At 36.3% G+C, this 22,294-nt stretch carries 19 protein-coding genes; 3 read left to right on the forward strand and 16 right to left on the reverse strand.

Features of this window, described 5'->3' with window-relative positions:
- The first annotated feature begins 516 nt into the window (after nt 1–516).
- Complete coding sequence (locus DO88_RS17550; protein WP_033037793.1) at nt 517–1,389, forward strand: gluconeogenesis factor YvcK family protein; 873 nt, start codon at nt 517–519, stop codon at nt 1,387–1,389.
- On the opposite strand, the gene DO88_RS17545 is transcribed toward DO88_RS17550, so the two are convergent.
- On the reverse strand, nt 1,368–1,718 hold the full coding sequence (locus DO88_RS17545; RefSeq protein WP_007375197.1) for an Hpt domain-containing protein: 351 nt from the start codon (nt 1,716–1,718) through the stop codon (nt 1,368–1,370). The two genes, DO88_RS17550 and DO88_RS17545, sit on opposite strands and share 22 nt — an antisense overlap.
- Before the next feature lie 21 nt (nt 1,719–1,739).
- Between DO88_RS17545 and DO88_RS17540 the strand changes: the two genes are divergently transcribed.
- On the forward strand, nt 1,740–2,750 hold the full coding sequence (locus tag DO88_RS17540) for a glycosyltransferase family 4 protein (protein ID WP_033037794.1): 1,011 nt from the start codon (nt 1,740–1,742) through the stop codon (nt 2,748–2,750).
- Between the two features lies 1 nt (nt 2,751).
- On the opposite strand, the gene DO88_RS17535 is transcribed toward DO88_RS17540, so the two are convergent.
- The 14 genes from DO88_RS17535 to DO88_RS17470 all read right to left on the reverse strand — a co-directional run bounded on the left by DO88_RS17535 (nt 2,752) and on the right by DO88_RS17470 (nt 20,118).
- Entirely contained in the window at nt 2,752–4,152 is a 1,401-nt protein-coding gene (locus DO88_RS17535; RefSeq protein ID WP_007375199.1) for a sigma-54-dependent transcriptional regulator, read from the reverse strand.
- Between the two features lie 79 nt (nt 4,153–4,231).
- Nucleotides 4,232–5,692: a SpoIIE family protein phosphatase gene (locus DO88_RS17530; protein ID WP_033037795.1), complete on the reverse strand. Its 1,461-nt coding sequence runs from the start codon at nt 5,690–5,692 to the stop codon at nt 4,232–4,234.
- A gap of 7 nt (nt 5,693–5,699) precedes the next feature.
- Complete coding sequence (locus DO88_RS17525) at nt 5,700–6,404, reverse strand: ParA family protein (protein WP_007375201.1); 705 nt, start codon at nt 6,402–6,404, stop codon at nt 5,700–5,702.
- Nucleotides 6,401–8,482, reverse strand: coding sequence for an SLBB domain-containing protein (locus DO88_RS17520; RefSeq protein WP_033030606.1), 2,082 nt, complete (start codon nt 8,480–8,482; stop codon nt 6,401–6,403). The genes DO88_RS17525 and DO88_RS17520 overlap by 4 nt, the downstream gene beginning before the upstream one ends.
- A 3-nt stretch (nt 8,483–8,485) precedes the next feature.
- Nucleotides 8,486–9,340: an OmpA family protein gene (locus DO88_RS17515; RefSeq protein WP_008135514.1), complete on the reverse strand. Its 855-nt coding sequence runs from the start codon at nt 9,338–9,340 to the stop codon at nt 8,486–8,488.
- A 16-nt stretch (nt 9,341–9,356) separates the two neighbouring features.
- A complete protein-coding gene (locus tag DO88_RS17510; RefSeq protein WP_007375204.1) occupies nt 9,357–9,665 on the reverse strand; it encodes an STAS domain-containing protein in 309 nt (102 codons plus the stop codon).
- A gap of 166 nt (nt 9,666–9,831) precedes the next feature.
- On the reverse strand, nt 9,832–11,637 hold the full coding sequence (locus tag DO88_RS17505; protein ID WP_008135511.1) for a sugar transferase: 1,806 nt from the start codon (nt 11,635–11,637) through the stop codon (nt 9,832–9,834).
- Nucleotides 11,638–11,647: 10 nt separating this feature from the next.
- Nucleotides 11,648–12,724, reverse strand: a complete 1,077-nt coding sequence (locus tag DO88_RS17500) for a glycosyltransferase (protein WP_008135509.1) — start codon at nt 12,722–12,724, stop codon at nt 11,648–11,650.
- Nucleotide 12,725: 1 nt separating this feature from the next.
- Nucleotides 12,726–14,219, reverse strand: coding sequence for a GumC family protein (locus tag DO88_RS17495; protein WP_007375207.1), 1,494 nt, complete (start codon nt 14,217–14,219; stop codon nt 12,726–12,728).
- Nucleotides 14,220–14,350: 131 nt separating this feature from the next.
- On the reverse strand, nt 14,351–15,487 hold the full coding sequence (locus tag DO88_RS17490) for a glycosyltransferase (protein ID WP_007375208.1): 1,137 nt from the start codon (nt 15,485–15,487) through the stop codon (nt 14,351–14,353).
- Between the two features lie 4 nt (nt 15,488–15,491).
- Nucleotides 15,492–16,196: an acyltransferase gene (locus DO88_RS17485; protein WP_033037796.1), complete on the reverse strand. Its 705-nt coding sequence runs from the start codon at nt 16,194–16,196 to the stop codon at nt 15,492–15,494.
- Between the two features lies 1 nt (nt 16,197).
- Nucleotides 16,198–17,553, reverse strand: coding sequence for an O-antigen ligase family protein (locus DO88_RS17480; protein ID WP_033030598.1), 1,356 nt, complete (start codon nt 17,551–17,553; stop codon nt 16,198–16,200).
- Complete coding sequence (locus tag DO88_RS17475) at nt 17,546–18,958, reverse strand: lipopolysaccharide biosynthesis protein (protein WP_033037797.1); 1,413 nt, start codon at nt 18,956–18,958, stop codon at nt 17,546–17,548. The genes DO88_RS17480 and DO88_RS17475 overlap by 8 nt, the downstream gene beginning before the upstream one ends.
- A gap of 8 nt (nt 18,959–18,966) precedes the next feature.
- On the reverse strand, nt 18,967–20,118 hold the full coding sequence (locus DO88_RS17470; RefSeq protein ID WP_033037798.1) for a glycosyltransferase: 1,152 nt from the start codon (nt 20,116–20,118) through the stop codon (nt 18,967–18,969).
- A 204-nt stretch (nt 20,119–20,322) separates the two neighbouring features.
- Between DO88_RS17470 and DO88_RS17465 the strand changes: the two genes are divergently transcribed.
- A complete protein-coding gene (locus tag DO88_RS17465) occupies nt 20,323–21,243 on the forward strand; it encodes a glycosyltransferase family 2 protein (RefSeq protein WP_007375213.1) in 921 nt (306 codons plus the stop codon).
- A gap of 84 nt (nt 21,244–21,327) precedes the next feature.
- Here DO88_RS17465 and DO88_RS17460 read toward each other — a convergent pair whose 3' ends face one another.
- The gene (locus DO88_RS17460) at nt 21,328–22,278 is read right to left on the reverse strand and encodes an endonuclease/exonuclease/phosphatase family protein (RefSeq protein WP_007375215.1); all 951 of its coding nucleotides are present in this window, start codon (nt 22,276–22,278) and stop codon (nt 21,328–21,330) included.
- Nucleotides 22,279–22,294 lie beyond the last annotated feature (16 nt).

A 22,294-nucleotide genomic window follows, 5' to 3' on the forward strand; every position in this document is an offset into this window, starting at 1 on the left:
TGAATGGGTATAAGTGCCCGAAAGCTTTACCCAATCGCCTGCAACTACACTGCCCGAAGGGTTCTGCCTAGGTGCAATTTACTCTGTGTTACCTAAATGGATTTAGGTAAGGGGCGTGAGCAAGACACGGAAGCTTTGCTCGGTTTTTACTTATTCTTACATGGATGTAAGCCATTAGGGTAACGCAGGAGCAGTTACCGAGCCCACTAGGTTACAAACCTCACGCCGCGATTAAATCCCCCCTAGATTGAACAAATTTTAATCCTGAAAGGTCACAGGCCCTAAGTAAAGGCACTTTCTACGCTTTAACACCTTCCTATGCCTATATTTGAATGACTCTGCATTGTAGTTTTTCCCATCAAAATGCATTGCACTTTGCAAAAAAGAGCAATAACAACCGGACCCTTTTCTTTTAGAACTCATTAAATAATTATAAATCAATAGATTAAAAATTTATGTGTCTTGGAATAATTCCTGCTATATCAAGTTAGGAAAATAAAACACAAAGGCATAATAATGAAAATAGTGTGTATAGGCGGCGGTCATGGATTAGCGCAGGTTTTAAGCGCAATTAAACCAATGTGTAATAATTTAACAGCAATTGTCGCAACAACTGATAACGGGGGAAGTACGGGAAAAATAAGGGAATCTCAAGAATGCATTGCTTTGGGTGATATTAGGCGCTGTTGTCTGCAACTTGCAGAAAATAGAAAGGCACTTAACTCAATTTATGAACACCGGTTTTCAGAAGGTGTGTTAGATGGCCATTGTTTAGGCAACTTAACGTTGTTGGGCTTAACTGAGCTCACCAAATCTCCCACCAAAGCTGTTGCTTACTTTAATGCAATACTTGGTAATTCAGAAACTGTTTTACCTATGACAGAGATCCCTACAGATCTAATCGCCACTCTTAAAAATAATAAAGAGGTCTTTGGTGAGTGTGCTATTGATGCGTTAGACACATTACCAACAAAAGTGCATTTGTCTAAAAATGTGCCCGCAGCGCCAGGGTGCGTAAGTGCTATTTTGGAAGCCGATTTAATCATAATTGGTCCAGGCAGTATTATTACAAGTGTTATGCCTGCCTTTTTAGTAGAAGAGATCTCTTTGGCTATTCAAGAAACATCTGCCTGTCGTATTTTCATTGAGAACACAACACTAGAAAATAGCGTCATGAAACACACGTCGACTACTGGGATCGACTGGCTACAAGAGCACCTAGGTTTTAAAATATACGATTTAAGTATTTCACCTTCTGCAATTGAAGAGATTTTTAATGACAATAAAAATGCACTACAGTCCAGAGAACATTTACATGATATTGACGAACTAAAAAACATATTCTCGGAGTTACTTAAAGTACCAATTCAGCTTTGTGAGCAATCTTGATTGCTTGCAATAATAAATGCCATTTCGTTGAATGTTTGCTTGCTTTGCACTTCGACTATTTCTAGAAGATTATGTAAATCCTTTTTTGAGTGCTCGGTTTTTATAAGTTCCTCAATATATTTACATGTATCACCTAGCGCTATCGCACCAAAGCTATAACAACTGCTTTTAAGACTATGTGCGTTAATTTCTATTTCATCACGCTCATTTGAATTAAGTATTATCGCCATTGTTTTTTTTGATTCGTCGACAAAAAATTTTAGTAGTTCAACAGCTGTGTCGTCGCCAATATCATTCTTGAGCTGTTCTATTACCGCTAAATCTATCATATCTACCTTTTGGAGTTTATTATGAATTACCAAGTTATTTTGTTTGTTGACTCTTCCATGTTGGGGGGGATTGAAACCCACATCGTTGAATTATCAAAACTACTGAGTAAAAATAATGTTCGTAGCTCAATTTTATTTTATAAAAATCATGGCAATCAAAAATTTTATGATTTATTGATTAAAGAAAACATAAGGTATGACTTTTTACAAGGGAAAATTAAAAACCTCGCTAATAAACTACTCAGTTATGATAACAACACTGTCGTTCATACGCATGGCTATAAGGCAGGTATATTAGGCCGATTAGTATGTAACATTATAAACAAACGCTGTATTAGCACATACCATGCTGGCGAAGTTGGGAATGGAAAAGTTAAATTTTATAATAAACTAGATCAATGGCTTTCATCGTTATCTATAAATTTTGCGGTCTCAAACAAAATAAAAAATACAATTAGCAATGTAAAATTACTTGAAAATTTTATCTCTTTATCAGCGCCTTCAAAACCGGTTATTCATACATCAACTATCAAGATTGGGTTTGTTGGCAGGCTTTCTTATGAAAAAGGACCAGATATATTTTTTCAATTAGCTGAAAATATGAAACAGTCTAACAATGTTGAATTTCACATTTTTGGTGACGGCCCTCTAAAAAATAAAATACCTGTTATAAATAACCTACATTATCATGGCTTAACTGAACGCAATAATATATGGAATCAAATAGATGTCTTACTTATTTGTTCTAGAGAAGAAGGCTTGCCTATGACATTATTAGAAGCAATGTCTCAGCATAAACTGGTTATAAGCAGTGCTGTTGGCGCTATACCAAGTATCATTAAAAATAACAAAACTGGTTTTTTAATGAGTGTTGGTGATGCTAAAGATTGTCAAAAAAGCATAGAGCAATTAATTGATTTCCCTCCCCAAGCAAAAATTAACTTATTAAATGATGCATATAACATGCTAGAGGAGCGTTTCTCTGGTAAAAAACAATTTTTATTGCTTCACCAAGCGTATACAGGAAAATAAACTATTCATTTTCTTCCCAGCTTTTAATCTTTCGATAAAGTGTCGATGGGCTAACATCAAGTAGTGAAGCGGCTTTAGGTATATTTGATGAACATATTTTTATTACACGTTCAATATATTCTTTTTCAGCTAGCCATAATGCTTTAACATCATTTTGTGTATTCGGTAAATCGTCAATTAATATATTCGCAGGTTTAGTTTGAAGACTCATTGGCGCTGGTTCAATCGCTTTTTTTGAATTTTCAGGTAAAGCGGGAAGCATATCAATATCTATAAATGCCTCAGGATGGAGTACCAATACATTACGAATCACATTTTCTAACTGCCTTACATTACCAGGCCAACTATATTGCATAAGTAATTGCTTAACCCCCCCTGCCATGCCTTTATATGGATGACCTTCGTCTTTCGCTATTTTAACAAATAAAGCTTCAGCAATTTCTATAATATCTTGGCCGCGCTCTCTTAGTGGCGGTAATTCAATAGGTATAACATGTAGTCTATAATATAAATCTTCTCTAAACCGGCCACTTTCCACTTCAACTAATGGATCTCTATTTGTTGCACACACAAATCTAACATCTACTTTTACAACTTTCTCACTGCCAACTTGTTGATAGCTACCTGTTTGTATAAAGCGAAGTAATTTACTTTGTAGGTTAATGTCCATTTCACAAAGTTCATCTAAAAATAATGTTCCACCATCGGCTTGACCTGCAGCGCCAACGCGATTCGCAATTGCCCCCGTAAAAGCACCTTTTAAATGACCAAAAATTTCACTCTCAATTAAATCTTTAGGGATAGCCGCGCAGTTTAGTGCAACAAAAGGTTTATCAGCGCGATTTGAAGCTTGATGAACTGCACGAGCACATAGCTCTTTTCCCGTACCACTTTCACCTGTAATAAATGCAGTGGCTTTACTGGCGGAAGCAGAACTTATAATTTGATAAACAGATTGCATCTGTTTTGAACTACCAATCAAATCAAAGTATTTTCCGTTTTCGTATTTGTTTTTGTATTGGCTAACCGTTTGTTTTAAGTTTTTAATTTTTAACGCATTATTAACTGTAATCCGAAAACGGTCGGCTTCTATTGGTTTTTCTAGGAAGTCACATGCACCTAGCTTTATTGACTGAATCGCTATTTCTTTTGTAGCATGCCCTGTTAATACAACAACTTGTGGACAGTTTTCTGGATCAAATGTAGCAAGGATGTCTAATCCATTCATATCCGGTAGCATTACGTCGAGCACGATTAGATCAGGCTGCACCTTATTAATAATCGCTATTGCAGTTGCACCATCACTTGCCACGAGTGTATTTACTCCTGTCGGTAATAAATATGACTGGTACATCATTGCAAGAGATTGAGTATCTTCGACAATTAACACTGTTGGTGGCATAGTTAATTCCTTGTTAGCAAGCCAAAAAGAAGCTGTGAATCTGTAATGATTTAACTATAAAAGGTTAATTAAAGCAAATTCAATTAATTACAATAAGCGAAGCATCATCAATTTCTTTTGAAAGCGTAACCTGTGAGTTTTCCCATAACGTGTTAGCAAACTCAGCATGAGCGTGTTTATCTAACGGTATAATTTTAGTTAATTCACATATTTCATCTTTATCGGTAAAGCGGTTTTCAGTCCAGCCATCCGTGTATAGTAAAATATGTTCAACGTTATCAAGCGCTGCTTCATAAAGTGTATAACTATGATCTTGAGCGAGACCAAGCAGTGGACCGGTGCCTTTTAATTGATAAATTTCGCCTGTTTTTCGCAAAACGACAGGTGGAGGATGACCTGCATTTAACCAATATATTTTATTATTTTTTAAGAAAAATATGACAAGCGTAACTAAACTAGATTTACATAGCTGTTGTTTATAGATCGCGTTATTTAAAGCCACTAACATTTTTTGATAAGGAAGACCGGTTGCCAAAAAGCCACTTATAAAACCTTTAATAGCAAAGCTTTCTTTTAATGCTTGTAATCCGTGTCCCATCATATCACCTAGAATAAAAGCACTGCATTCATCATTAATGGGCATAAAAAAATCACCGCCGTTACCCAAACTAATTGAACCAAAAATATGAGCGGTTTTCTCATCTTGTAAATGAATTTTAGAAGGCGCTGACTCAAAAGTAGTTTGATAAGACAAGTAAGCAAAACGATGAGTTACACGTTCGATGCTTTGTAGTAACTTATTTTTTTTAATCGGTTTAATTAAATAATCGTCAACACCTAAGCGATTTATTTTATGTATCACTTCATCACTGTCATCGCCAGTTAACATAACAACTGATAGTTGCGACTTTAAATTAGACTTATTAAGTTTTTCTAATAAGGGCTCACATGTCCCATTTTTTAATTTATGATCCAGTAATAAAATACTTGCGTCAGCGGTTAAAATTGCCTGCCATCCTGATTCTATACTTTCACAGGCAATCACTTGAAATTTATCATTTAGATAAGCGCTCATGAGGGCAAGCTGAGTGACATCATCATCAACATAGATAATCGTTGGACGCCTATCTATTTGCTCTAAAGGGAATGAAAAAAAGTTTTTGCCATTTTTCGTTATATAATCTGCGTCCTTAAAATAATAACGAATTAACTCAACTCCCATTCCTCCTTCAACGAGTTTTCCAGAGTCTATTTTCCACGATGAATTGTTGTTTTTAAAAAGGTTATATGGGGCTAGCTCATCAATGAATGTTAATATGTAGCTGTCGCTACTAGGCTGGCTAATACGTAATAAAATTTGATGCTCAGAACCTTGGTTGTGTCTAATTAGATTTGTTAAATACTCTGTAGTAACTAAGCCTGCGGCATCCACCTCATCCTTTTTTACATTGAGCGCTCTTAAAACGTGCTTTAGAATGAGGCGAATCTCAGTCAATGTTGGCCATAGTAGTTCAAAGCGTCTTTCAAATAATATATCCATTGCACCCTCAATGATGTTCAAACAACCATCTTTGTTTATTAATTCTTGCTTTAAGAGTAGTACATAACTTTGGCCATTTTGTCGTATGCTTTTCTAAAAGTTTAACTATACGCTCACCTAATGGCGCAAAATTATGTTGGCTTATCAATATTTTGATATTGCTATGCCCTGCTTGCTTTAATTCTCTCACACCTTTGCAAAGCGACTCTTCATCGTTAACCCCCAGCCCCACGGTAACGAAGGTTAATTCACTGCATAAACTTAAGGAATGCAGTGGCACATTATTCCTGTTCAATTTTAACACCGGTGACATGTCAATTAATATATAATCGTATTCTTGCTTTAGCCGATCAACTGCGTCATTTAGTACATGTTTGTTCTTCGCCGGTTCAATCCTAGCTAGGTTTTTAATGGTTAATAAACTGATACCTTCATAATTAGTCACGCCTAATTGACAAGAAATATCATCAAAGCACCATGGTTTAGAAATTGTTGGTAACTTATCATCTGAGCAAAATGTATTGATTGGGTTTAAATCAATTATTAGCACTGATTTAAGTTGGCTTTGTAATCGCTTAGCAACACTAACACATGCACTAGATGACCCTTCTGAACCTGATAAAGAGATAAAAGTGATACAACGAGCTGAATTATCAATCATCATGTTACATATAACTTCCAGCTCATAATACTGTTTTGGTATTAATTTCATAAGCCCACCACTAATGCAAGAATAGTAATAACATCTAAAAAGTTATCTTTAAATTGACTAAGTAAATCCTGCCCTTTCTCTGGTATGTAAAGCGTATCACCCGCTCTTAATACTGGAATATTTACTGAATTTGGTGATTTAATAAACGCCTCTAAATCAAATACACGAGACTGTTCTTTACAACATGAATGATTAACAACAACTATTTTATCTATCAATGCTGAGTTAGAAGGGCCGCCTGCTTCAGCTAATACATCTAAAATGGACATTGTATCGTCAAAATTGTATCGACCCGGTTTTTGTACAGCCCCCATTATACGTACTACCCGTTCTTTAGGTGTACGGAGCCAATCTTTGTCTTTTTCAGGTACAAAAATGGTGTCTCCTGGTAATACATTAGGAAACAAAGTTTCATCGCCTGTTTCAAAGTACATGGCGAGATCTAATTTACTTACTTTAGCTCGATTACCATTACGGTGAGTGATTCTAATATTACGAATATCTGCCGTCGCTGTTGGGCCGTCTGCTGCAGCTAAAATATCAATAAAGTGCATGTTTTCGTTAAACGAGTAACGACCTGGCGAACCTATTTGCCCCATAATATAAATAGACTTACTCGACTCTTGGCGGATCCATTGGGATTTATTATCCGACGGATCAACTGGTAGCTCTTCAAATATAACTGTATCACCCGCAACTAAATTTGGCAGCGGTGTGTCACCATTAGTAATAGTATACTTTTCAAGATCAAAGCGTTGTGTAACATCACCATTACGCAGTATTTTTATATCATTGATATTAGCGCTTTTTGTAGGCCCCCCTGCATGAGCTATTAAGTCTGTAAAATCCATTTCATTACTCCATTCATATCGACCTGGAGAATGTATGGCACCAATTATTTTGATAGCTCGTTTAGTTGGAATTTTAAGCCAGCTTTTTTCGTTAACATCTGTTTTTTCAGGTACAAAAATTACATCGCCAGGGTTTAAATCTGGTACTTTGGTCGTTACACTGCCTTCGCTATAACGCTGTAAATCAAATAAAATACTGTCTCCTTCTGGTGTTAATATTTTGATATGGCGAGTTTCAGCAAATCGTGTTGGTCCGCCTGCATTGGCTAAAATATCTAAAAAGTTTGTGCTATCGGCCGCTTCGTACGCGCCTGGTTTTTGCACTTCTCCCATAATATAAACCGTACGTGACGTTGTGTTTACGTCATCAACCATAATAGGCACATACACAGTAGAGCCAGGTTTTAGCAGTTGCATAGTGCTATTTGAGGGTTTATCTAGGTACCCTTTCAAATCAAAAATAACAGGTGTTTTATCAACAATGACTCTTATTTTAGTTACATCAGCATAACGAGTGACCCCCTCTGCGCGCATAAGTGCATCTAAAATACTCATATTTTCTTTAAAGGAAAAACTCCCTGGATTATGTACTTCACCTAAAATAGTTATCGCGCTGCTATCACTGGCATCCCCTGTTGCACTGAGTGTTTGCGCATCAAAGTCTATTTGCACATTACCAAGCAAAGGCGATACCGGCACAAACACAGTATCTTTGCTTTTTAGAGAAGGTAACAGGCTAATATTTCCTGTATCTAAATATGATTTATAATCAAATTCAATTACCTCATTACCACGCCTTATCTGTATTCTATCTAGCTGAGCACCGGGTTTTAAACCGTTTGCTTTAGAGATAACCATTTGAATATTCCCATCATCAGGAATACTCACTTGCGATGGTGTCACTACGTAACCAAGTACATTAATAAGAATATCTCTGCTGTGGATCGCTACATAAAAATCATCCATTGCAACAAATAGTTCAGCAAGTACGGGGGTTAACTCACTTTCAATTTGCATAGTCGTTTTGTCAGCCACATTAAATTGGCCTATTTCTGGGAGGTTAATTTGTCCTCTTTTATCCACTTCAAACGTTGTATCAAATTCTGCTTCACCTGGAATATATAGAAAAAGCTTATTTCCCACTTGCACTATGGCATTACTTTCATCAGAAGCTGAGTAAACATTGAATGATAAAATAAACACCGCAATCGCGAATATAAATTTCATAATTTACTCCTCTTTGCTTTTAATAATTTTTGTCCAATTAACAAGTGCTTTAGCGTTATCATCTTGCATATTATTATTGCTTGCATTGAGGACTATCGCTTCAACTCGCCTATCAGAATGGCGGACACTTTCCGTTGGGGATTGCTTGCTATAGGGCTTTAAGCTTCCTTGTGTAAGTGTGGTAATACTTTGAGTTTTAACACCATAAACGACGAGCCAATGTTTTACTGTTTCAGCTCTTTTTAATGCAAGCTCATAATTATTATTCCCTTCACCAACTGAATCAGTATGACCCACTAACAAAATTGAAATACTATCTAGTTGCTTAGCTAAATCAGCAGCTTGAGCAAGCCTTGCTGCATATTTAGGGGTTATTTCAAACGCATTAAATGCAAATTGATTATCACTATTTAGTAAATCCGCTACTTGTTTTTTAACACTAGATACAGTCGTTTCTGAAGTGGTATTAACTGCACAATGAGTGAGCTTTTGAACCGTGTCAAAATGGTTTGTTAGTTGATTGAGCCCATGGTAGTGAATCAATAAGTCATGCTCTGCATCTTCCCACATTTGCGCAGCTATAAGCCTTCGAATACGATTTTCGTAAATTTGAGCTTTTAAAAGCTGTGCTGGCATACATGCTTTTATATCTTGTGACTTTAAAAGTTCTAATTTAAAAACAAGGTGTTCAAATTCACTTCTCACCACATCTTCGGGTTGTGTAAAGTTATTATCTGTTTGCTCATCATTTAATGGATAGTTTTGATATTTTTCGGCCCAACCCCCTTGCCCCTCATCAGGCCAAGAAGCACACCCACTTAAAAGCAAGGTTATGATGAAAAAAATGTGTGCTTTCATATCGCTCTCCTTATCGTTAAAGCGAATCAATAAATGGAATGGTTTTATCCACTCTTAGAAGATTCATTAGCTTAAACGGCTGCCCAGTTACATTGAGTAATGACAATTTATGGCTTCTTTTTTCTATTCTTTTATAAAGAAAGACAATCGCGCCAATACCCGAAGAGTCAATAAACTCAGTCTTTGAAAAATCCAAGATAATAAAGTCTGTACCTGTATCAACTAGCTCTTCAAATTCATCTTTAAATCCATCAACAGTAAAACCTGAAAAGTCATTTGGAAGCGATACTATTTTATGTTCATTTTCACTGGTTAAATTTATCATCGTAGTTACCTATTAAATATTAAATTCAATATAACTATTACAAGAAACGAACCAACTTTAAGGTGTTGATAATTAATATATTTTTATTTGTCGGTGGGAGCAATTGAGGATAGTAAAGCATAATGCAATTCCCTTTTAAAAGTAGGATTGCATTATGCAAAAATAATTATTGCCCTTTTCCAGTAAATATAACAACGAGTGTTTTCAAAAAAATAGTCAATTCCATATAAAACCAACTACGTGGAGATGATGTACTTAACATATAAGCATAATCCCAACCTATTTTTTTCCTTGCATCATCAATACTTTCATCATATCCATTCATTACTTGAGCAAGCCCCGATATACCTGGCTTTATACCGTATGTACGCTGAGAGAAATAAGGAATATCTTTTTCAAGCTTGGAGTAAAATACAGGTCGCTCTGGTCGAGGACCAATGAGTGACATATCGCCTACCAGCACATTCCATAATTGAGGTAATTCATCTAAGCGCGTTTTACGAATGAAACGCCCTATAGGTGTAATTCTAGGGTCGTCCTTACTTGCCCATACCGCGCCACTTGCTACTTCAGCATCAACCACCATCGAGCGAAATTTAAGGACATTAAAAAGGGCAACAAAGTTATCATTACTCTCTCCCACTCTAAGTTGATTAAACAGTACCGGTCCACGTGAACTTACTTTAATTGTTGCAGCCACTAAAAGCATGATCGGAGACAGTAAAGTTAGTCCTACCACAGAGCCAACAATATCAATTATGCGTTTTATAACTTTAATGCTGACGTTTGGTTCAGCTTCTCTATCATGAACCCTTTCCCAGTGTTTTTTATAATCACCACGTTCAAATTTAATAATGCCCCATAACGCTAAAAAATAAGCATTAAGAATATAATTAACTTTATCAACGATAGGGATCTTGGCCTTAATGTTGAGGGTACTTTTAACCACAAAGAGACTATGGACGGCTACAATCACGCAACACAACAACTTAACTAACAATAAGTTCGAGAAAAATGCCATTGAAAACAGTAAAATATAAATTAAAGCAAGCAATATTGGCATTACGCCACGCAAAACTTTATGTGAAATAAAGTTAAAACTAACCCACCCTAATCTAGGATTGAATAGCTCAAATAATATTTTAATTTGTTGCCAATTGCCTGCTCCTAATCTCACTCTTCTAGCATAGTCATGGCTTTGCTCATCGCACTCTCTTTCAATAATGTTAATATCGCTATTTACGACCGCTTTGCCGCCATTTTTTAAGGCTTTCATAGACAATATAAAATCATCATTTATTGTATTTTCATCCAATATATCTGTGTATTTTGAACGAATAGCAAACATGGCTCCTGGTACACCAATCACCGCACCAAGTGATGATTCCATGCTTTTTACATTATTTTGATATTGCCAATAGTGCTGTTGCTCTGGGGTTGCGTGTTCATCTAGAACATAAACACCTGTAATGACCTTAATATCAGGATCTTTAAAATCAGTATCAATTTTATTTAATACATCAATACTTAATAAGGCACTCACATCGGTAAACAGCAACACGTCGTAATTTGATTTAGTTAGTGTAATTAACTCGTTAATACCATGTGCTTTGCCTTGGTTTTGTTTATTATAATGCAAGTGGCACACTACGTTTTGCTGAGCAAGATGTGATTGAGCCAACATCGCTTCTTCGTATGTGTTATCTGTACATCCATCTAAATAAACATGAATGGCATAAAGCTCAGTGTCATAGAGCATAGCGCCGAGGTTATGTAATTTTTCTTTAATGTGTTCTTGCTCATTAAAAGCACACACCAAAATACCAAATCGATTATTTTTTCTTATATTCCCCTCTGGGAATATACGTTTATGAGCCCGTCGACTAACCAACTTTAACAGCGCTAAATAACCAACGTGATGGTACACAACGGTTACAATCAACACCATGAGAACAATTATTAAATAAGTCATGATTTTCCCCTTACGATGGTAAGCCATTATAAAAATGGTCGTACTCTTCACTCATTTTATTAGCATCAGCGATTGAAAAAATATGCTCCCTTATACATTCTCCCTGTTTCATATTAATCGCTTTAATAACCGCAAGTTTAAGCCCCATTTCATCGCCTGGTTTAACCAATACACCTTGCTTATGGGTTAATACTTCGCTGATCCCCCCAACATCAGTGGCAACAATAGCTTTACCACACGCCATAGATTCCAAAATTGATAGCGGTAACCCCTCTCTTTGTGAGTAAAGACACATTACATTGATTGCAGAGTAAAATAATTGCATGCTTTGTACATTGCCTAAAAAATGCACTCGCTCTGAAACACCCAATGAGCTAGCATAATCAACAAGTTTTCTGCGTAAGCTACCACTGCCAGCAAACACTAATTCGATGTTTGCTGGCAATGAAGATAAAACCCTTATAAGCGGAAAATGCCCTTTCCCTAGCTCTAAACGAGCAGAACAACCAATCAAACTCACCTTTTTAGGTAAATTTAATTCATGCCGAGCGTCCAACTCATTGGTACTAAAAAACTGTTTAAAATCGACTCCATTTAGGATTGTTCTATCGGTTCTAATTGCTGTTTCGGTATAGAAATCTTTCGCCACAACTTGTGCATCCGCGACCCAGTATATTTTTGTTAGCTTATTTAATAATTTAGTTATTAAACGTTGCTTAAAACTTTTTAAATACCACGCGTCATGGATAGTCGAAACGTGCTTTATCTGGCGATTTTTTAAACTTACAATACTTGCATAAAGCATTGGCCCTATATGATGGCTATGGATGACATCTATATTGTGTTTTTTTAAAAGAGCTGACAGTTTTCGAACTGTATTTAGATCAAATTTTTCAGCCTTATTTAGGCAGATTAATCTGTGCTCAAACGCAGCTAGCTGCGGCCAGTCTCTAACTGCTTCACTAAAACTGCCTTCGAGTGAAACAAAAACACTCGTATCAGAAAATTGACTTTTTTGCATTAGTGTCGCGGCCATTTTCTCAAGACCACCTATTTTGAAATGTTGAACCAAATGTAATACATTCATGTTATTTCCTCTGATCAATAGAGTTCACTGATGAATTGAAAACCAAATCCACAGGTGTATTTCTAACAATGGGTAAAATAGTCACGACCTCAAGAGCTGAGAGCTTCTCTATGGTTTGAATATCCTTAAGGTGGCTATCGAATAAAGTCGCAACAAACACTATTGTGCTACTTGTAAAGATACCTAAAATGATGCCTACAATAATTGATACGGCAAAAGATGTGTTGATAGGTTGTGTCGGACTATATGCACGCTCGATGTTTTTTACTTTATCTGGGCCTTCATATTTAACTAACTTTCCTGTTACCTTCGCCATTTCGTAACGGCTTAACATATCTTTATATAATGATTGCTTAACATCGTAATCACGTTCTAATTTTCTTAATTGCTTTTCAATATCACTTGTCACTAAAAGTCTTTCGCTTACTGTATTAACTTGCTGTTCGAGCATGCTGTATTCTTGCTGGTGCTGAGTAACTGAGTTTTTTGCTTCTTCTAAATTAAGAATTTGAGAGACAAGTACACTGCTTTCGTTATCCCCGCCACTGGGTAAGGTATTGGCCATCTGCCAAAGCTGATCAAGGTTAGTAAGGTCAAGCTCCTTGCTACTTTCAATTAATGACTGTTGACGATTTCTTATACTTTGCATCTCTCTTTTTTTTGAAATTACCTTACTGTGTTTTTCTGTATAACGTGTTTTTAAAAAGCTAAGTTCAGACTCTACTGCAATAATTTTTTCTTCAATACGTCCTAGGATTGGATTGGCTTGTCCCATTTTTGTTGTCAGCGCTTTAAGTTTGGCTTGCGCACCCGATAAAACGATGGATTTTTGCTGTTGGTCACTCAATAACTTATCGAATGTTTGTCGGTTACTGTGTAAAACGGCAGGCAGAGTATTGCTATTTTTAGCTTTGAACATAGCCAGTGATTCTTCCGATACCTCAAGCTCATCCCGAAGACTGACTAGTTGCTGATAAAAAAACTGTTCCGATGTATCAAGTGATGCTCTTGTTGGGGCTAATAAACTTTCAATAAATTTTTCGACCACTTTCTCCAACACCATCTTCATTTTTGTCTGGTCATGCCATATGAAGTTCACACGAACAAGTTCATCGCCAACAAGTGATAAAGAAAGTGCTTGAGAAAGCTCTTGGTGGATTTTTTCTATCTCAGCTGAGGTAGCCGTTTCAGAAATTAAGCCTGTTTCTTTTGCTACAGCTATTAGTACTTTTCGGCTAATTACAAGTGTTCTAAGTGCCGCCATTCGATTTGATAAATCGAAAGAAAAAGATAAATCATCTAGGTATGGATTAAGTAACGAAGACTCTTCAATTAAAATAGTTGCATGGTTTGTGTATTGCTTTTGCGCAGTCACAGCCAAGATAATCACGACTGAAGGAACAATCAAAAGTGGTAAAATGAATAGCTTTGCCCTTGTATAAACACTATACAAGGTTAAATAAAGTAACCTTTTTATTTGCTCTCTTACTAACATAAACCCTACCTATACATTTGCATATTGCTATGCGAAATTTAGCTGCTATTTGCATAATAAAAATTTAAGCTGCAAATAGCGTACTTTAATAAGGTAGTTGCACAGGCTGCGCCAAGATTATCGTTTACTGCCTAAGGCGCTTTATTTAACATTAAAATATCATGTTGAACGAGCAATGCTTTTGACTCCCAACTATGATCTTTAGCGATGTCCTGTTGCGCTGACTTAAGAGAGCTTAACTGCTCTTTATCTAAGGCAATTGCCTGATCTATTTTATTTATAAAATCGAATTGATTTTTTGCTATGTAAATATTCGACTTATAACGTGTTACGGCTGGAAAGTCCGTGGCAACAATCGGGCTTCCTGCGGCTAAATACTCTTTTAACTTTAACGGATCACATGCTCTAATTTGCTCATTATCTACAAATGGTAAAATAGACACATCCCAATGTGCCGAAAACTCCACTAAACGCTCGTGATCAACAGCTGGCACATGTGTAACGTTTTTAAACTGCATTAGCTCAGATGTGCAAGCAACAATATCTCCGACCAAAAGCAGTTGATAATTTGGTCGCTCCGCAACAAGCGCTGTTAATAAACTGATATCTAACCACTGATTAATACTTCCATAAAACCCAATTACTGGTCCATTTAAAACATCTATTTCTGGGGCTCTCTTTACATCAGACGTAAATAAATCATAACTCACACCATGGGGAAGTAGCTTTGTTTTATGAGCCGGCATTTTATTGTTTAAAAAATCACTCACAACATAAATTAGGTCGGCTTTCTTAATTAAATTTTTCTCAAAGGATGACACTAAATTAGGATCGACACCTGCCAATGCATTAAAATCGTCACCACAGTAGTAAATAAGGGTGTCTTGTGCTTTTTTAGTGAAAAAGTATTCTGCGGTAGGCACACTTAACCAATACGTTAACGGGCCATTACTTTGAATATCTTTAAAATAAAAAGAAAAAACCCACCTATTATAACGCCTCACAAAGCGATTATCGTGCCATGGCAAGACTGGTAATCGGTAAACTTGCATCGTCGAAGGTGTTTTAATTGCCGTATTTTCAGGTTTACTAAAAAGCTGCTTAAACTTTCCCCAAACTCGTTTTATATCGTGTAATTTAAAGCGAGGTTTTCGCATACCTATTGAGTTAACCCAATGTATTTCATGATTTTTAGCCAATTGAGAAAATAAATGTTGCGTACTACTCGGGTGACTTGCCCAATCTTCGCCAAAAACGATAAATTTCATATTATTATTCCTTGATGTGTTTGACCACTTTAGCCGGATTACCTGCTGCAATAGTAAAAGGCGGAATATTTTTCGTAACAACGCTTCCTGCGCCTATAATTGCCCCCTCGCCTATAGTAACGCCAGCAAGAACAGTCACTCCAGTACCAAGCCACGCACCACGTTTAATAGTAATGTCGCCAATTTGAGACTCATCATCACTCTCCCCAAGTGCTCTTCGTTCACAATCAACTGGATGGCCAGGAAAACCGGCTAAAAAAATACGTCCCGCGAGCCGCACATCATCTTCTAACGTAATATTTCGACCTACCGAAAATGCATTCTGCCAACCTATATCTACATTATTACCAATAACTAAAGTGGGCGTGGTAACGCTACCCATCCGCCCACAAAAAGTTGTGATACCCGACATCCGTACATTATCGCTGCACTCAATTTTAAGCTCCCCCAAAACTTGTGGCATACCTGAGTAAAGAAACAACTGTTTTTTACTCCCTTTTATCTGACTTTTAAACAGTGGGGTGTAATAAAGTATTCTTAGTAATTCATGGGAAAATGTTTTTAAAAATTGATGTAGGTAATAGAATCCAGAGTGAAATAACGGAATAACCACCATTTGTGGATTGCGAAGATAAGTTGCAAAATAAAACAGCGATTTCGCAACAGGGTGAGGGCTATTCTTAAGCCAGTATTTAAAATGTATTAACATACTACGATTCCTTATTGCTTTGTATTGTGAGCTTTTCTAGCGCAATTGTTAGTGCCAGAATAATATATAAAGGCCAAGTAAATGCTTGTGTTAGGAATGTACCAGCAACCATAAACCCAATAATGCCAGCCTTTAATGCATTAGCGTTAACAACAACTTGGTGGTTGTAGTTAAGTTTATTAATGCAATAAACTCTCGAAAGACTTCGGTAAATACTGGCAATTAAAACCAGAAATATACATATTCCAACAAAACCTGTTTCACCTAAAACCTGAAACCAGGTGCTATGTACTGCATGATTCTTGCCATCCCAATGAGGACTGTAAAAGTAATAATTTACAAAAAAGTTATCTACACCAACGCCTGTTAAAGGGTTCGACAGCGCCATATTAATTGCCGCTTGCCACGCGTATATTCGACCCATTGCAGATTCATCAACCCCATCTTCTGCAGCTCCACCGCTTTGCCTGTCGCTTATACCAGCAAAAACCATCATAGCTAACATCGCAACACCTGCACACATTGCAACAACGACAGGATTTTTTACTTTTTGATATAAAAAGAAGCTTAAGATAGCCGCAATTCCGAGTACCCCACCGCGACTTTGCGTAGCAATAACACCAGAAATAGTAAAAATTAAACCGATTCCTGCAAATATTCGACGGTATTTATTAACTTGTGAATTGAATAACTCAGCGGCTAAAAAAGAAACCGGAAACATTAACACTAAAGATAAATCGTTTGGATCACCCAGTTGTGAGCGATACTCACGAGAAATAGTCACCCGAGTACCTTCAATTAGACCAATGCCATTAATTTTGTTGTTTAAAGCAACCAATGCAACAGCAACACCAGAGATCATGATCCCCATGCGAACAAAACTAAAATGAGAGAACCGTGTTAGCCACCAGCTGATAGCAAACACCATAATAAATACCTTAACCAGTACCCCTATCCAATACTCTATTGCCAACCCTTTGTTTGTTGCACTAAACACACACACCGTAAGCCAAGCAAACCAAATAACAAAAATCAGATGTGTTGAGCTCCAATGTGGCTTTAAGGTTTTTGAAATAAACAAATGCCATGTAATTCCTAACAGCGAGGCGAGCGCCAACATTTTAGGTATTTTGAGGGGCATTAAAAAAACAAAGGCTTCGTGTAATCTAAAATAACTAAATAGAATAAAAAAAATAATAAATACAGTACTTATCTTAACCGCTAAGTATCCTGCAAATGGCAGCAGTAATAATGCAAATGCAGCAATAGGACCAAATAAAATATACAGCACAAGCGTTAGCGCTGTAATAAGCAACCCATTTATAATTAAACAATGTTTTTTATACCAATTAATCATGCACTCTGCCCTTCAATATGTGATGAATGACATTGCTAATTATTTGATTATATTTATGACAAAGGATCATTAAAAAACAGATAAATGTGATGAGTTGGCAGATTACATATTGTGGAAAGTCAAAAGCACTCATCATATAAATGACTAAAAAACATCCCCAGCTCGGCACAAGGTTTTTTACACTAAACGATAAATATTCAAGCTTTTGACTTATAACAAAAAAAAGTATTGCTTTTAATAACTGGGCTGCCATTAAAGCAATAACAGCACCCAGTACAGCTAATTCAGACACCAAAAAGAAAAGCAGTATCAGTGCTGTTAAAGCACTAATAACATTCACTACAGTGACAAAAAAACCGTTGAATTTGGTATAGCAACCAATATTTAATAAATCACTGTGGTGTCTTAGTACCACAATCACAATTAAACTCGGTAACAGCCATATATTTAATTGATAGCTATCGGGTAAGACTACGGCTAAAAGATGAGGCGCCACTATCGTCATAAACGCACAAAGTAATATACCAATATCCAAACTAAGTTCGCATAAAAATACATAACGAGTACGATCTTGTGCTAACTCATTAAAACGACGAGAAAACCACCACATTCTAATCGGTTCAAAAGTAAACGACGCCATTAATGCAAACTGCACTGCAACGTAGTATTGAGCTAGTTTTTCTTTACCTACACTTGCTACAATAAACCAGTTTTCAGCACCGTTATTTGCGTATACAAACAATGAAGAGATAATAATGCTTAATAAGAACAGACTATTTTTATAGCTAATATTCCAAGGAATATATCTAAAGCCGATGCTAATCTGCTGAAAAACAACTGATAATGCTATAAATAATACACAAGCGCTCGATACAACACCCGACAACATCACACCGGTTACCCCATAGCCTAAATAAAGCAATACAAGCGTACACACAGTTTGAACAATGCCCTGTAGTATAGCTAAAATACAAAACTGCTTAGCCATCTCGTAGTATCTAAAGTAACAAAATAAAATTGAAAGCAGCGATGATAGTGCTAAATTAACAGCCAACAGTTTTATATCTATCAAAGTTAATGAAACAGGCAGTAACGCGCTAAACGGCTCTACAAAGTAAACACATACACACACAAAGATACTGCTGAAAAAACCACATAAAATAAATGCATCTCTAAATAATGCTCGCTTTTTTTGAGGGTTGTTTATTTGTTGCTTAAAAAGTAATTCCGGTAAGCCTAAACATAAAAGTAACGACATAACCGCTGATATTGACACTAAAAAAGTTAGCTCACCAAACTCAGTTTGACTCAAAATACGTGTAGAAATAGGTAATAAAGCAAACCCCAGCACTTTAAGTGATAAGGTAGATAAACCAAAATATGCAATTTGCTTAATTCCATTCATAGTTTCACCTACACAGTTTGAATCCAGTTAGATAGCTTTTTAGCTTGCGAATTTGCATCAAACTTTTTAGTCACTAATTTTTTAGCATTTAGTCCTTTTTCGTATCTTTCATACGGGCTAAGATCACAAAATTCAGTTAAAATTCTTTCGAGACCGCCAATACTAGAAGGCTCACATTTAAACCCAACGGAGTCATTAACAATTTCTTTTGCTCCCATCAGTTCTGTCGTTATTACAGGAATGCCACTGGCCATCGCCTCTTTTAAAACCACAGGACCGGTATCACGGTCACCATTACTAGACACACAAAAAGGAGCCACTAAGGCAGAGTAATCACTGGTGTTTTTTGCTAGCCATGTGGGGCTTTTTGCACCTAAAAACTTAACTTCATTAACAATATTAAGTTCTTCACATAAATAAATTAGATCATTTAATAAAGGCCCTTCCCCTACAATATCTAGCGAAATAGAGTATTTTTTATTTAACTTTTTTATTGCTGGTAATAGAAATTGCAGACCTTTTTTTTCAACTAATCGCCCTACAAATAAGAGCTTTACTGACTCATTTAGACGACTTGGTTTGGCGTTAAACATACTTAAATCGATACCACAGTGCAGTAATTGAACCTTACCTGCGCTGTAATTATTTAGCTTTATCTGCATGTCTTTACATACCGCAACTGAGAAAGCACACAGTGATAATTTAAGTTTTAAATCAGAATCGTTCACGTAAACATCGTGACCGTGCCCTATTGAGGACACGCTAACACCTGCAATTTTGCTGGCAACTATTGAATATGTGAGCGGGGCATGCATGAAATGGCAATGGATATGAGAGATTTTACGAGAATGAATTATCTCAGCCATATTCAGTCCATAACCCATTAGCGATACAAGAGAGATAGCGCTAAATTTACTGGCCAATATGCTACTTTTAAGTGCCATAACAGGGTGTTGTAATGCAAAACTAATAGCAGACTGAGTCGATTTTTTTATTGCAATAATACGAACGCTATTATCTAAATTGATGCACTCATTCAAGTTTTCGAACGTCAGCACACTTACTTTATGTCCTGCTTTAACTAAAGCATTGATTTCAGTAACGACAAACGTTTCTGATGGAATGTGAAAGCTGGGGACAACAATACCAATATGTTTCATTTTAAAAACTCCAGATAAACTTAATGTTACTTCGCAAGAACTATGCCCTGCAAAAAACGGCTTAAATGAGCATTAAAAAATCAATATGCGAAGATAAATCGCAATATGCAAACCATTAAACAAAAAATCGCCCCGAAGCGTATTAAAATCGTTGGCGCTTATCTTGCGTAGTCTAACTACCTGAGAAAATGAAGGTTACTTAATATGAGCATTGAAGTAAGCGTTATTATTCCTAATTACAACTGTAAGCCCTATTTAGCAAAGGCAATATCAAGCATTGTTAGACAAGAGAATATTAGCTACGAAATACTCGTCGTCGATGATGGTTCAACTGACGGCAGTGTCGAATGGTTAGAAAACCTTCAAAAAACACTGCCTGAAATTCGAGTCATTGCACAACCAAATACAGGGGTTGTAAAAGCGAGAAACAGAGCAATATCTGAGGCTAAAGGCGATTACATTGCCTTTTTAGACGCCGATGATTACTGGACAGACGACAAGTTATACAATCAAATTAACTATATGAAACAAAATAGTGACTGTGTTTTAAGTTTTACTAATTACATGCATGTAAATGAAAAATATGAACCAATTATTGATTGTTTCTCTTATTGGCCGGAGTTCTCAAAATTTATAGATAAAAATAGCACAGGGTATCAAAACCTTAAATCACCTATGGACTTACTCCTATTTGCTAATGTGATAGGCACGTCTTCTGTGGTGGTAAAAAAATCAGCTATCAGCTTCGTTGGAAAATTTGATACTTCACTCAATAGCGCAAGTGATTGGGATTGTTGGTTAAAATTAGCTCGAATTGGTGATGTTGCATTTTCACTTCAAACATCAATGGGCTATTTAATGAGGGCAGGCTCAATCACAGCAAATAGAAAAAATAGACTTAATGCAATGAAAGTAATCATTTCTCGATGCAAAAACGATACTGGATTTGATACAAAGCTTAAAGCTAAAGCGAGAATGTTAGAGTGTTATGGTGAGTACTACAGGGAAATCGGGCTTAAATTTAAAGCCTTACGTATTACAGCGGCTGCTTTTATGTTATTTCCCCACAAACGAAATTTTCAGCACCTATTACATGATATAAAACAGACGATTAAGCCATCGTGAGCAATTTTTATATACCAAAGCCCATTAAATAGCTTACGCAAACCGACTTTTAAAGGCTCAGCATAAAATCCTGAGCCTTTAAGGTTAATCAATAATTAAATCATAACTAAGCATTCTATGATCACTGCCTTTAAAGTCACTCACTGTTAATCTTTGCAAATTAATGCCTTCACTTATTATACAATGATCTATGGCTAAGCCTGTAAAAATAGATCGCCCACGTTCAAAAGGCATAAAGCTCACATACCGCTCACTTTCTCCGTAACACGTTTTACTATCATCCCAATTAAAGTATTGAGACCAAGGGACAATATTTAAGTCACCAGCGATTACCCAAACGCCCTTTTCATTATGTGCTGCCGTGTTTAGTGCTGCTAATAACGTATTTCTATTTTGCCAATGTTGTCTTGACCGTGGGGAAGGAGGATGAGCTACAAAAACCGTGACAATGCGATCTATAAATAAAAACTTCAATTTAATGTAACCTAATCTATCAGCATCCAGTTTAACTTGATGCTTATACACCATAGGTATTCGTGATAAAACAACTATGCCATAGGGAATTCCTTCTATCTCTTCATAGCCAAACATATCAGTTGTACTTAAAAATTGGTTCAGTAAATTACGATTTTTGTCGCTGAATTCTTGTAAAATCAACACATCCCATTTTTTTTGCAACAACGTTGCTAAATGAGTTTCTATATATTTATTACTATAGTTTAAGTTTATTTGCTTAACAGATAATACCGGTCCACTGTAGGATGTTGAGCTAGATAGATTAAATAACACAGGGGTAACCCCTACAATACACACAAGTAGTAATGCGGCTCCTAATTTAAATAGTTTGAGGGTAATTAATAGCAGCGCACACACTAACGCAGCTGACAATAATTGTAAGCGCAGAGACACAAACACATCTGCATAAAAATGCCCTAAAGGATTATACGCAAGTGCAATAAATAACAATGCGGCTAACAAAAGAATAATCCGCAAAAAAAATCGTTGCGGATTATTAATACCTAAGGCTCTAAACATAAATTTTTGACCCCGT

The sequence above is a fragment of the Pseudoalteromonas sp. S3431 genome (assembly GCF_000690035.1).
Lineage (GTDB): Bacteria > Pseudomonadota > Gammaproteobacteria > Enterobacterales > Alteromonadaceae > Pseudoalteromonas > Pseudoalteromonas fuliginea.